Origin of the sequence: Streptomyces sp. NPDC047525 (assembly GCF_040643025.1) — a bacterium.
GTDB lineage: Bacteria > Actinomycetota > Actinomycetes > Streptomycetales > Streptomycetaceae > Streptomyces > Streptomyces durmitorensis.
Genome location: NZ_JBEYTL010000006.1, coordinates 133,850 through 145,512, shown reverse-complemented (window position 1 = coordinate 145,512; position 11,663 = coordinate 133,850). Strand labels below are relative to the sequence as shown.

Genomic DNA, 11,663 nt, shown 5'->3' with positions numbered 1-11,663 from the left:
CATGGCGGCGCCGCGGATCGACATCGACGCGTACGTCAAGGGCGTGCTCGACGGGAAGCGGGCGCAGATCGCGCGCGCGATCACGCTCGTCGAGTCGACCCGGCCCCAACACCGGGCCCTGGCACAGGAGTTGCTGACCCAGCTGCTTCCGCACAGCGGGCGGGCGCGGCGGATCGGCATCAGCGGCGTGCCCGGCGTGGGCAAGTCGACGTTCATCGACGCCCTCGGCACGATGCTGACCGGGCTCGGGCACCGGGTCGCCGTCCTCGCCGTCGACCCGTCGTCGACCCGTACGGGCGGCTCGATCCTCGGCGACAAGACGCGGATGGAACGCCTCGCGGTGGACCCGTCCGCGTTCGTACGCCCCTCCCCGACCGCCGGGACGCTCGGCGGTGTCGCGAAGGCGACGCGCGAGTCGATCGTGGTGATGGAGGCGGCGGGCTACGACGTGGTGCTCGTGGAGACGGTGGGCGTGGGCCAGTCGGAGACGGCGGTCGCGAACATGGTCGACTCGTTCCTGCTGCTGAGTCTGGCCCGCACCGGCGACCAGCTGCAGGGCATCAAGAAGGGCGTACTCGAACTGGCGGACGTCCTCGCCATCAACAAGGCGGACGGCCCGCACGAACGCGACGCGCGGTCGGCGGCGCGTGAACTCGCGGGCGCCCTGCGCCTGATGCACCCGGCGGACGCCGCGTGGACCCCGCCGGTGCTCAGCTGCAGCGCACGGGAGTCCAGCGGCCTCGACGAGGTCTGGGACCGCCTGGAGCAGCACCGCACGCTTCTGGACTCCACGGGACGTCTGGCCGCCAAGCGGCGTGACCAGCAGGTCGACTGGACGTGGACGATGGTGCGGGACGAGCTGCTTGACCGGCTGCGGGGGAACGGGGCGGTGCGGGATCTGGCCCCCGATCTTGAGCAGCGGGTACGGGAGGGCACGTTGACGGCCACTTTGGCGGCCGAGCGGATTCTGGAGGCGTTTCAGGGTCGGGGGGATGGGGATTCCAGGGCCGGCTAGGGCGGCAAACCCCCTACGAAAGTAGTGGGTTGCTCCACACCTTCGTCTGTACCGGACGTCTCCCGCGGTCCCTACGCTCCTGTGCATGATCAGAATCCGCACACGGCGCAGCGCCGTCACCGCCCTGTTGGCCGTCTCCCTCCTCACCCCGACCGTCGCGGCCTGCGCCGAGGCCGACGGCTCGTCCCCGCCGGGGCAGGCTTCCCCGTCGGCACCATCAGCACCGTCGGCAGCCTCGGAAGCCGCGCTCTCCCTTCCCCGTCCTTCCGGCTCCCACGAGATCGGACGGGACACCCTCCACCTCGTGGACCAGAAGCGCCGTGACCCGTGGGTGCCTTCAGCGGGGCCCCGAGAGCTGATGGTGTCCGTCTTCTATCCGGCCCGGCCCGGCGCCGGCGGCACCGACCGGGACGGTGGCCGTGCTCCGTACCTGGCGGCCGAGGAGGCGGAACTGCTCCTGAAGGGGCTGAAGCTTGACCAGAGGATCGACGCCGGTCAGCTGACCTCCGTCCGTACGAACGCCCGCCCCGCCGCCCGTCCCGCCGGGGGCAAGCACCCTCTCGTCGTCCTCTCCCCGGGGTTCACACTGCACCGCGCCACCCTCAGCACACTCGCGGAGGAGCTGGCCTCGCACGGTTACGTGGTCGCCGTCGTCGACCACGCGTACGAGTCCTACGGAACGGAGTTCCCGGACACGAAGGACTCCTCCGACTCCCCGGACTCCCCGGACTCCTCGCGCATACGCACCTGTATCGCGTGCGAGAAGGTCGAGCAGGCCCCGGGCGGAGACGCCGGGGAGAAGAGGATGCTGGCCAAGGCCGCACGGACCCGGGCAGCGGACATCTCGTACGTCATCGACGCGTTGACCGGCCGATCCCGCCCGGCCGGCGGGCACCACCCCGACTACGCGGCGCTCGTCGACACCCGGCGCATCGGGGCCGCGGGCCACTCGCTCGGCGGGAACGCGGCGGCCGTGGCCACCGGGACGGACCGCCGGATCCGCGCCGCCGCCAACCTAGACGGCTCGTTCTTCGCCCCGGTCCCGGCCGCGGGCACCGGCCGCCCCGTCCTCATGCTCGGCACCCGCAAGGATCACAACCCCCTTGCCGATGACGTCACCTGGCCACGCCAGTGGCGCGGCCTGCACGGCTGGAAGTGCTGGCTCACCGTCGCGGACTCCGGGCACCTCACCTTCACCGACATGCCCGTACTCGGCGCCCAGCTCGGCATGACCGACCCGGAGGCGCCCCTCTCCGGCGAGCGCTCGGGACAGATCACCACCGCCTACGTCAGGGCCTTCTTCGACAAGCACCTCGACGACCGGCACCGCCCCTTGCTGAACGGCCCCTCACCGGCCAACCCGGAGGTCGCCTTCCACTCGCCCTGACGGAACCGGACGGCCCCCGCCGCCGCTCGCCGGGCCCACGACGTAGATTCGATCTGTGCGGGCACAGCCCTCGCGTGCCCGACGAGCGAACCATCCGCCTTCGAAGGAGCCACTCGCCCCATGCCCACCGCCGACTCCGACGAAGCTCCCGTTCTCCTGCGTGTCCAAGGCCGCGCGGGGCACATCACGCTCAACCGCCCCCGTGCCATCAACGCCCTCAATCACGAGATGGTCCGCTTGATGGACGGCGCCCTGACCGGCTGGGAGCAGGACGACGCCGTCGCCACCGTGGTCCTCACCGGCGCCGGTTCCCGCGGGCTCTGTGCCGGGGGTGACATCCGTTCCATCCACGACGACATCCGGGCGGGCGGCGGCGCCGCGTCCGTGGCCTTCTGGCGTGACGAGTACCGGCTCAACGCCCGCATCGCCCGCTTCCCGAAGCCGTACGTCGCCGTCATGGACGGCATCGTGATGGGCGGCGGGGTCGGCGTCTCGGCGCACGGCAGCGTGCGGATCGTCACCGAGCGCTCCCGGATCGCCATGCCGGAGACCGGGATCGGCTTCGTGCCGGACGTCGGCGGTACGTATCTGCTGACGCGGACGCCCGGTGAACTGGGCACCCACCTCGCGCTGACCGGCTCGGCGGTGGGCGCGGGCGACGCGCTGCTGTGCGGCCTCGCCGACCACTACGTGCCCTCGGAGCGGCTCGCGGAGTTCACCGCGGCGCTGGCCGACACCGAGGTGAGCGAGGCGGTCGCGCGGTACGCCGTCGCCCCGCCCGAGGGTGAACTCGCCGCCCACCGCGAGTGGATCGACGCCTGTTACGCGGCCGACTCCGTGGAGGAGATCGTCGACCGGCTGTACAACTCCGGTGACCAGGCCGCGAAGGAGACGGCCGAGACCATCCTCGGCAAGTCGCCGACCTCCCTGAAGGTCACCCTCGCCGCCCTGCGCCGGGCCCGCGCCCTCGCCTCGCTCGAGCAGGTGCTCGACCAGGAGTACCGCGTGTCGGCCACCGCGATCACCGCGCCGGACATGGTGGAGGGCATCCGCGCCCAGGTCGTCGACAAGGACCGCAATCCGCGCTGGTCCCCCGCCGGGCTCACGCAGGTGACCGACGCGGAGGTGGCCCGTCACTTCGCGCCGCGCGACGGCGACGAGCTCGGCCTCGCCCCCGAGGCGGCCCCGCGATGCCCCTGATCCTGACGCCCCGCCTCGTCCTGCGGCGCTGGCGCGAGTCGGACATCGCCCCCATGACCACCATCAACGCGGACCCTGATGTGATGCGGTGGATCGGCGACGGCTCCGTCCACGACGCGGAGCAGACCCGGTCCACCATGGCGAGGTGGGAGCACGGGTGGGAGACCGAGGGCTTCGGGCTCTTCGCGGTGGAGGTCCGCGCCACCGGTGAACTCGCCGGGTTCACCGGTCTGTCCGTGCCGCACTACCTCCCCGAGGTGCTGCCCGCGGTGGAGATCGGCTGGCGGCTCGGGCGCTCCTTCTGGGGGCAGGGCCTTGCCACCGAGGCCGCACGGGCCGCCCTCGACTTCGGCTTCGCCGACCGCGGTCTGGAGCGGGTCGTCAGCATCGCCCAGGTGGGCAACGACGCATCGGAGCGGATCATGAACAAGCTCGGCATGCGCGTCGAGCGCGCCACCCTCGACCCCTACTGCGGCCGCGCCATCCGCGTCCACGCCCTGAACGCTCCCGCTACGGCGGATCGATCTCCGTGACGACGGCGAGCAGTTGGAACGGCAGCTCCTTGTCCCACTGGGAGACGCCGAGAGCGATCCACCGTCCGTCGACCCGCCACAGGTGGAGGTCCGGCACCGAGGAGCTCAGTGAGCCCCACGGCTCCGGTATGTCCTCGCCCGCCCCTTCATCGCTTTCGCTGTCGCCTTCGCCGTCACCGTCGCTCAGCGTCCGCTCGAAGAGGCTCGCCAGGCTGAACATCTGGGGCGCTCCCCAGCGCTCGGTCAGCAGGACCGTCAGGCCGTCGCGCTCCGCCTCGTACTGATCGGCGGTCGCCTCCCACTGCGTGCCGTCGTCCTCCCAGAAGTCGCCACTCGTCAGCAACTCGGCGATGTGATACCCCGGACCGCCGGTGCCGCACGACGACCTGCCGTGCTCCGCGGGGAACTCCCGTGAGCGCAGCAGGTCGATCGCGGCGAGATGCTGTGCGGTACTCATGACACCCAGTAAAGCGGCCGACACTGACAACTGGCCCGCCGTCAGGCCCTCGGCGTCACCATCCGGACACGTGCCCCGCTCGGCGCCTCAGGCGTCGCGCCTGCGCACCGCCCACCAGCCCGCGAGCAGCGCGGCGGCGGCCCACGCCGCCGAGACGGCAAGTCCCGCCCAGGGGCCGAGAGTTCCCGACGGGTTCTCGTGCAGCACCTGCTGTCCCGCCTTGTCCGGCAGGAACTGCGCGACACCGCTCGCGACATCCCCGACCACGAAGGACACGATGAGCGTGAACGGGATGAGGATGCTCAGGACGGCGACACCGCTGCGCAGCACCATGGTGAGCCCGGCGGCGAGCAGCGCCATGAGCGCGAGGTAGATGCCCCCGCCGACGCATGCCCGCAGGGCGCCGTCATGGCCGAGCCCGATGGCGTACTCCCCCATGAAGGCCTGACCGGCCAGGAAGCCCACGAAGCTGGTGAGGAGCCCCACGCCGAGCGCCAGGGCGCCCACCACGGCGACCTTGGACCCGTAGAAGAGCCCTCTGCGCGGCACCGCGGAGAGCGAGATCCGCAGGGCGCCGTTCAGGTACTCGGACGACATCGCCGTCGTACCGAAGGCGATGGCGGCGATCTGGCCGAAGTTGAGCGCGTAGAAGGCGCCGAAGAGGGGCTCGAAGTCGGCGTTGTCCGCCTCCGCCGTGCCGACCGCGGCGAACGCGAGCACGGTGATGGCGACGGTGGCCACGAAGACGGCGATCAGCGAACCGAGGCTGGCGCGCACCGACTTGATCTTGATCCACTCCGAGCGGAGCACGGCGGTCGTCGACATGGTCAGGCCTCCTGGCGGGACATCGGGGTGGCGGCGGCGAACTCGGTGTCGTCGGCCGTGAGGGCGAGGTAGGCCTGCTCCAGGGAGGCCTGCTCGTCGGAGAGTTCGAGGAGGGGGATGCCGTGTCCGGCCGCGATGGACCCGATCTCCCCTGCCTTCGCGCCCTCCACCGTCCAGCGGCCGTCGTCCCCCGCGGCCATCGCGTACCCCTTGTCCGTCAGGAGGCCGCGCAGCCGGTCGATCGAAGGGGTGCGCAGCCTCACCCGCGGGCTGCTGTGCGCCGCGATGAAGTCCGGCATCGAGGTGTCCGCGAGCAGCTTGCCCCGGCCCAGGACCACCAGGTGGTCGGCGAACGTGGCCGTCTCGTTCATGAGGTGGCTGGACACGAGGACCGTCCGGCCTTCGCGGGCGAGGCGCCGCATCAGTTCGCGGATCCAGATGATGCCTTCGGGGTCGAGGCCGTTGGAGGGCTCGTCCAGCATGACGACGCGCGGGTCGCCGAGCAGCGCGGCGGCGATGCCCAGGCGCTGGCGCATGCCGAGGGAGAACGTCTTGATCCGGCGCCCCGCCACGGTGGCGAGTCCGGCCTCTTCGAGGACCTCGTCCACGCGCCGCACGGGGATGCGGTTGCTGACGGCGAGGGCGAGGAGGTGGTGGTGGGCGGTACGTGATCCGTGCGCGGCCTGGGCGTCGAGCAGGGCTCCCACGTGGCGCAGGGGTTCCTCGATGGCCGCATAGGAGCGGCCGCCCACCGTCGCGGTGCCCGAGGTGGGCCGGTCGAGGCCGAGCACGAGGCGCATGGTGGTGGACTTGCCGGCGCCGTTGGGCCCGAGGAAGCCGGTGACCTTCCCCGGGCGGACGGTGAAGGTCAGTCCGTCCACCGCGCGGGTGGTGCCGTACTCCTTGGTGAGGTCTTGGACGTCGATGCTGGTCATGGCTTCAGCCTCGCGGTGGGGGGTGTGCCGGGTCTTCCCCCGCCCGGGGATGCGCTCTCCCCCGCACGGGGGAACCGTGCGGCCGGGCGCGGCTGGCACGATGACGGGATGCCCCGCTTCCTCAGGCCGCTCACGCAGGCGGTGACCTACACGCGCTGGCTGCATCTGCTGATCGGCTCGGCCATCGCCTTGATCGGCGCGTTCGTCACGCCGGGTCTCAGCAGTCCCTCGACCGGGGACTGGGTCCTGATCGCGCTCCAGCCGATCCCGCTCGTGGCGGCGGCTCCTCTGCTGCTGCCGTCGCTGCGCCGGGCGGAGGGGCTGCAGGCCCGGCTGATGCTGTTCGCGGGGCAGCACGCGCGCGTGCCGGGCGGCCAAGAGGATCACGGCATCTCCGTGGCCCCCTCGGCCTCGTGGCGCGACCGGAGCAGGACCGCGCTGTGGGCCGTGCTGCGCCTGGAGGCAGGTTGCGCGGCGATGCTCGTCACGGTGCAGCTCCTGGGGATCGCACTGGCCCTGCTGGGATCGACGTCCGAGCCCGGCGACGCCTCCGGTCTGTTCGTTCCGCTGCCGGACCAGAACCCGCTGAACGCGCTGTTCGTGCCCATCCCTGTCGCGGCGCTCCTTGCGGTCATGGTGGTCGCGGGCCGGCTGATGGCCTCGGCCGCCCGGCACCTGCTCGGCCCCTCCCCCAAGGAGCGCCTCGCCGCCCTGGAGGAGCGCACCGAGCAGCTCCTCGAACGCAACCGCATCGCGCGGGAACTGCACGATTCCATCGGGCACGCGCTGACCGTCGCGGTCGTCCAGGCGGGCGCCGCGCGGGCCGCCGCGGACCCGGAGTTCACCGACCGCGCGCTGGACGCCATCGAGGAGACCGGCAGGGCCGCCCTCGAAGACCTGGAGCGTGTCCTGCGGGTGCTCCGTGAGGACGAGCGGCCCGCGAGCCGGCGGCCCACGCTCGCCGACGCCGACCGCCTCCTGGAGTCCGCGCGCGCCTCGGGCGCGAAGGTCGAGACCGAGGTGACGGGTCCCCTGGAGAGCGTCCCTGGCCCGGTGTCCCGCGAGGGCTACCGCATGCTCCAGGAGTCGCTGACCAATGTGCTGCGCCACTCCGGTCCTGTCCCGGTGCGGGTGCGGATCGCCGTCGGCGACGGCGTGCTCGGCATGGAGGTGCTCAACACGCTGCCCGAGGGGAGACCGCCGACCGGCCGGGGCGGCAGCGGCCTTCGCGGCATCCGGGAACGGGCCACGCTGCTTGGCGGCCGGGCCACCACGGGCCCCCGCGAGGGCGAATGGCAGGTGCACGTCGAGCTGCCCCTGAGGTGATCTAGGCTGACCGGATGCCGGTCACTGTCCTCCTCGTCGACGACGAACCCCTCGTACGCGCCGGTCTGCGGGCCGTCCTGGAGGCGCAGCCCGACATCGAGGTGGTCGGCGAGGCGGCGGACGGCGCCGCGGTGATTCCGCTCGTGCGCCGACTGCGGCCGGATGTGGTCGCCATGGACGTGCGGATGCCGCTCCTCGACGGCATCGAGGCCACGCGCGCGGTCCTGCGCACGGTGCAGGACCCGCCGAAGATCCTCGTGGTGACGACCTTCGAGAACGACGAGTACGTGTACGAGGCGCTGCGCGCGGGTGCCGACGGTTTCCTGCTCAAGCGCGCCCGTCCCGCGGAGATCGTGAACGCCGTCCGTCTGGTCGCCGAGGGCGAGTCGCTGCTGTTCCCCGCCGCGGTGCGGCAGTTGGCGGGCGAGTACGGGCAGCGCCCCGGAAACGCGCAGGCCAGGGCCGCCCTGGAGCGGGCGGCGCTCACCGAGCGCGAGGCGGACGTACTGCGTCTGATGACGCGCGGCCTGTCGAACGCGGAGATCGCCGCGGAGCTGATCGTCGGCGCCGAGACCGTCAAGTCCCATGTGAGTTCCGTGCTCGCGAAGCTGGGGGCACGCGACCGGACGCAGGCCGTCATCGCCGCGTACGAATCCGGTTTCGTCGCGCCCGGGTGAGCACTCCTGATCGGCACTCTCCGTCACAGGTGGGCCCGGCACTCGCAGCGGTCGGCCCCGGCGAGTACGATCCGCCCATCATGCGCACGAGCTGGGAGGACGGACGTTGGGGCGGCTGACCGGCGGGGATCCCTCTCTGCTGCGGCGGATCAACTCCGCGGTGGTGCTGCACGCGCTGCGTGGGGCGGACTTCGCGACACTCACCGAGGTCACCCGGGTGACCGGGCTCTCCCGACCCACGGTCGAAGGCGTGGTCGAGGGGCTCATCGATGCCGGGCTCGTGGTGGAGACCGCCGCCGAGGAAGGCGCGGCCAGACGCCAGGGACGGCCCGCCCGGAGGTTCCGCTTCCGGGCCGAGGCGGGGCATCTGCTCGGCCTGGAGATCGGCCCGCACCGGGTGGCCGCGGTCCTCTCGGACCTGGACGGCCGGGTGCTCGGCACGACCGCCAAGGACGTGGACGAGACGGCCCCCGCGGACGAACGCATCGAGCGCCTGCGCACCGCGGTCGCCGATCTGCTGCGCCGTGGCGGGATCGCCCGCAGCTCACTGCGCGCGGTGGGCGTCGGCAGCCCCGGCATCGTCGAGGCGGACGGCACGGTCCGGCTCGGCACGGCGCTGCCCGAGTGGACGGGACTCCCCCTGGGCGAGCGCCTTCGCCGGTCCTTCAAGTGCCCGGTCCTGGTGGAGAACGACGCGAACACGGCGGCCGTGGCCGAGCACTGGAAGGGCGCCGCGACCGAGGTGGACGACATGGTGTTCGTCCTCGCGGGCCTCAGCCCGGGGGCCGGGGCGCTGATCGGCGGCCGGCTGCACCGCGGGTACGGCGGCGCCGCCGGTGAGATCGGTGCCCTGCATCTGCTGGGCCGTGACGTGACGCCGGAGACGCTTCTTTCGACCACGGACGAGCCGCTGCACCCGCTCGACGAGCAGGCGGTGGCGGAGGTGTTCGCCCACGCGCGCGAGGGCGACGAGCGGGCGCGGCAGGCCGTGGAGCGGTTCATCCAGCGCCTGGTGCACGACGTGGCGGCGCTGGTGCTCGCCCTGGACCCCGAACTGGTCGTCGTGGGCGGCTGGGCGGCCGGTCTGGACGGCGTACTGGAGCCGCTGCGCCGGGAGTTGGCCCGCTACTGCCTGCGGCCGCCCCGGGTGGCCCTTTCGGTGCTCGGCGAGGCCGCCGTCGCGACGGGCGCGCTGCGGCTTGCCCTCGACCATGTCGAGGAGCAGCTGTTCGCGGTCGAGGGGACCGTCACGGCGCGGCGCTGAGGCGCCGCGCCGGCGCCGGGGTCAGGAAGCCCGGCGCTCCGGGCCGTGGTGGATCTCGACGCCGCCCGCGTCACCGAACGTGAGGCGGCAGGTGTCCGCGCGGTACGTCGCCACGGATACCGCGGCGGTGCGCCCCTCGGCGAGGAAGCGGGTCGTCACGACGAGGACCGGGGCTCCGGGGAGACGGTCGAGCGCCTTGGCGTCGTCCGCGCGGGCGGAGCCGAGCTCGACGGCGCGGTCCTGTCCTTCGAGGCCGAGCCGGTGCAGTTCGCGCAGCACGCCACGCGCGCGTGACGGTCCGGACGGGGCGTCGATGGCGGAGAGCTCCGGGACGGACGACGTCGACACGTACAGCAGCTCGGCGGCCACGGGCTGGCCGTGCGAGACGCGCGTACGACGCACCACGTGCACCTGCTCGTCGGGGTCGGTCTCCAGCATGCGGGCCACCTCGGTGGGCGGGACCGCCGGTGCGCAGTCAGCGGGCTGCCAGGCGTCGCCGACCTCGCCCGGCCACGTGCCTTGTGCGGATCCGACGGCCACACCCATCCGCGGCGGGGCGACGGTCGTGCCGACCCCGCGGCGGCGCTGCAGCCTGCCTTCCAGCTCCAGCTGCTCGAGTGCCTGGCGGAGCGTGGCGCGGGCCACGCCGAACCGGGCCGCGAGATCACGCTCGTTGGGCAGGATCTCGCCGACGGCGAACTCTGAGTCGAGTGCCTCGCTGAGCACGGTCTTGAGGTGCCAGTACTTCGGCTCCGGTGCCGTTTCCAGCTGCGTGGTCCCCACCCTGTCCTCCGCAATCGCCGTGTGCCGGCGGCTTTTTAGCGCCCTTGTTTATTAAAGGTTCCTGCACTATCTCTGCGACGATAGAGCGGCACCCACCCTTGGTCAAGACCAATCCTCGATCCGTTACAGCCCGCACAGGGACGATGCCACAGAGCATTCACGCGGTGTTGGTGTCGGGTCACGCGCGCGTAGCGAACAAGACAAAACCCCCGCCCTGCGTGGACGGGGGTCTGCCACCTGATGACCAGGAGGCTGCCGGGGAGCCCTCTAGGAGGCGAACCCGACCAGCTTGTCCGGGTTGCGGATGATGTAGACGCTCGCGATCTGCCCGTCGACGACGTCCAGTTGGAAGACGGAGTCCGGTTTGCCGTCCACCAGGAGAAGCACGGAGTCCGCGCCGTTGAGCTCCAGGAACCGGACCTCCAGTTCCGCCCCCTCCCGCAGGCCCGAGCGGGCCACGCCGTCGAGGAAGCGGCCCACCTTGCCGGCCGTCTCGATGACGCGCAGCGGTGCCTTGGCCTTTCCGCCGCTGTCGCCGACCAGGCGTACGTCCGGCGCGAGCAGGGACATCAGTCCTTCCAGGTCGCCGCTCGCCGCCGCGGCGAGGAACCGCTCGGTCAGGTTCCGGCGTTCGTCCGGATCCACCTCATAGCGCGGCCTTCCCTCGTCGACGTGCTTGCGGGCCCGCGCGGCGAGCTGCCGCACGGCCGGCTCGCCGCGGTCCAGCGTGAGGGCGATCTCCGAGAACGGGAACCCGAAGGCCTCCCGCAGCACGAACACCGCGCGCTCCAGGGGCGAGAGGGACTCCAGGACGACCAGGACGGCGATGGACACGGAGTCGGCGAGCACGGCCTGCTCGGCGGTGTCCGGGACGGTCGGCCCGTAGTCGGTGACGAGCGGTTCGGGCAGCCAGGGACCCACGTAGTACTCGCGCCGCGACTGCACGTGGCGCAGCCGGTCGATGGCGAGCCGTGTGGTGACGCGCACCAAGTAGGCACGCGGTTCGCGCACGTGCGCCTGGTCGGCCGCCGACCAGCGCAGCCAGGCGTCCTGCACGACGTCCTCCGCGTCGGCCACCCTGCCGAGCATGCGGTAGGCCACGCCCATCAGGACGGGCCGGTGCTCTTCGAAGACGTCGATAGCGGTGTCGGTTGCTGCCACGTCTCCATCCCAGCCGACGGGCCACCGGCTGTCCAGGCAGTACAGGTGCGTCGCGCCCCACATCGGACCGGCGACCGTTGCCCTCACCCTCTTGAACTGG

Annotated in this window: 12 protein-coding genes; 7 read left to right on the top strand and 5 right to left on the bottom strand. The window is 72.3% G+C overall.

The annotated features are described in order from the left end of the window. Nucleotide 1 precedes the first annotated feature (1 nt). The 4 genes from meaB (at nucleotide 2) to ABZ833_RS18810 (ending at nucleotide 4,135) form a co-directional block, all read left to right on the top strand. A complete protein-coding gene (meaB, locus tag ABZ833_RS18825) occupies nucleotides 2-1,015 on the top strand; it encodes a methylmalonyl Co-A mutase-associated GTPase MeaB (protein ID WP_361047872.1) in 1,014 nt (337 codons plus the stop codon). 85 nt (nucleotides 1,016-1,100) lie between these two features. Then, entirely contained in the window at nucleotides 1,101-2,402 is a 1,302-nt protein-coding gene (locus ABZ833_RS18820; RefSeq protein WP_361047870.1) for an alpha/beta hydrolase, read from the top strand. A gap of 120 nt (nucleotides 2,403-2,522) precedes the next feature. Further along, a complete protein-coding gene (locus ABZ833_RS18815) occupies nucleotides 2,523-3,602 on the top strand; it encodes an enoyl-CoA hydratase/isomerase family protein (RefSeq protein WP_361047867.1) in 1,080 nt (359 codons plus the stop codon). Then, nucleotides 3,593-4,135, top strand: coding sequence for a GNAT family N-acetyltransferase (locus tag ABZ833_RS18810; RefSeq protein WP_361047865.1), 543 nt, complete (start codon nucleotides 3,593-3,595; stop codon nucleotides 4,133-4,135). The genes ABZ833_RS18815 and ABZ833_RS18810 overlap by 10 nt, the downstream gene beginning before the upstream one ends. Here the strand turns inward: ABZ833_RS18810 and ABZ833_RS18805 are convergent. From ABZ833_RS18805 to ABZ833_RS18795, 3 genes are all read right to left on the bottom strand, one after another. Beyond that, nucleotides 4,113-4,592, bottom strand: coding sequence for a hypothetical protein (locus tag ABZ833_RS18805; protein WP_361047863.1), 480 nt, complete (start codon nucleotides 4,590-4,592; stop codon nucleotides 4,113-4,115). The genes ABZ833_RS18810 and ABZ833_RS18805 overlap by 23 nt on opposite strands. An 87-nt stretch (nucleotides 4,593-4,679) precedes the next feature. Beyond that, nucleotides 4,680-5,417: an ABC transporter permease gene (locus ABZ833_RS18800; protein WP_361047860.1), complete on the bottom strand. Its 738-nt coding sequence runs from the start codon at nucleotides 5,415-5,417 to the stop codon at nucleotides 4,680-4,682. 2 nt (nucleotides 5,418-5,419) lie between these two features. Continuing rightward, nucleotides 5,420-6,352 (bottom strand): ATP-binding cassette domain-containing protein, encoded by a 933-nt coding sequence (locus ABZ833_RS18795; protein ID WP_361047858.1) that lies wholly within the window; start codon nucleotides 6,350-6,352, stop codon nucleotides 5,420-5,422. A 108-nt stretch (nucleotides 6,353-6,460) separates the two neighbouring features. On the opposite strand from ABZ833_RS18795, the gene ABZ833_RS18790 reads away from it, so the two are divergent. The 3 genes from ABZ833_RS18790 to ABZ833_RS18780 all read left to right on the top strand — a co-directional run bounded on the left by ABZ833_RS18790 (nucleotide 6,461) and on the right by ABZ833_RS18780 (nucleotide 9,619). Continuing rightward, entirely contained in the window at nucleotides 6,461-7,678 is a 1,218-nt protein-coding gene (locus ABZ833_RS18790; RefSeq protein WP_361047855.1) for a histidine kinase, read from the top strand. Between the two features lie 14 nt (nucleotides 7,679-7,692). After that, nucleotides 7,693-8,355, top strand: coding sequence for a response regulator transcription factor (locus ABZ833_RS18785; RefSeq protein ID WP_249591344.1), 663 nt, complete (start codon nucleotides 7,693-7,695; stop codon nucleotides 8,353-8,355). 106 nt (nucleotides 8,356-8,461) lie between these two features. Beyond that, entirely contained in the window at nucleotides 8,462-9,619 is a 1,158-nt protein-coding gene (locus ABZ833_RS18780) for an ROK family transcriptional regulator (protein WP_249591343.1), read from the top strand. 21 nt (nucleotides 9,620-9,640) lie between these two features. Here ABZ833_RS18780 and ABZ833_RS18775 read toward each other — a convergent pair whose 3' ends face one another. Further along, nucleotides 9,641-10,402, bottom strand: a complete 762-nt coding sequence (locus ABZ833_RS18775) for a GntR family transcriptional regulator (protein ID WP_361047852.1) — start codon at nucleotides 10,400-10,402, stop codon at nucleotides 9,641-9,643. Nucleotides 10,403-10,669: 267 nt separating this feature from the next. Further along, on the bottom strand, nucleotides 10,670-11,563 hold the full coding sequence (gene sigJ / locus ABZ833_RS18770) for an RNA polymerase sigma factor SigJ (RefSeq protein WP_361047850.1): 894 nt from the start codon (nucleotides 11,561-11,563) through the stop codon (nucleotides 10,670-10,672). Nucleotides 11,564-11,663: the final 100 nt, after the last annotated feature.

Coding starts and splice junctions, on each gene's coding strand:
- ABZ833_RS18800 (WP_361047860.1), bottom strand. CDS start 5,417: ATGTCGACGACCGCCGTGCTCCGCTCGGAGTGGATCAAGATCAAGTCG.
- ABZ833_RS18815 (WP_361047867.1), top strand. CDS start 2,523: ATGCCCACCGCCGACTCCGACGAAGCTCCCGTTCTCCTGCGTGTCCAA.
- meaB (WP_361047872.1), top strand. CDS start 2: ATGGCGGCGCCGCGGATCGACATCGACGCGTACGTCAAGGGCGTGCTC.
- ABZ833_RS18790 (WP_361047855.1), top strand. CDS start 6,461: ATGCCCCGCTTCCTCAGGCCGCTCACGCAGGCGGTGACCTACACGCGC.
- ABZ833_RS18785 (WP_249591344.1), top strand. CDS start 7,693: ATGCCGGTCACTGTCCTCCTCGTCGACGACGAACCCCTCGTACGCGCC.
- ABZ833_RS18820 (WP_361047870.1), top strand. CDS start 1,101: ATGATCAGAATCCGCACACGGCGCAGCGCCGTCACCGCCCTGTTGGCC.
- ABZ833_RS18805 (WP_361047863.1), bottom strand. CDS start 4,592: ATGAGTACCGCACAGCATCTCGCCGCGATCGACCTGCTGCGCTCACGG.
- ABZ833_RS18795 (WP_361047858.1), bottom strand. CDS start 6,352: ATGACCAGCATCGACGTCCAAGACCTCACCAAGGAGTACGGCACCACC.
- ABZ833_RS18810 (WP_361047865.1), top strand. CDS start 3,593: ATGCCCCTGATCCTGACGCCCCGCCTCGTCCTGCGGCGCTGGCGCGAG.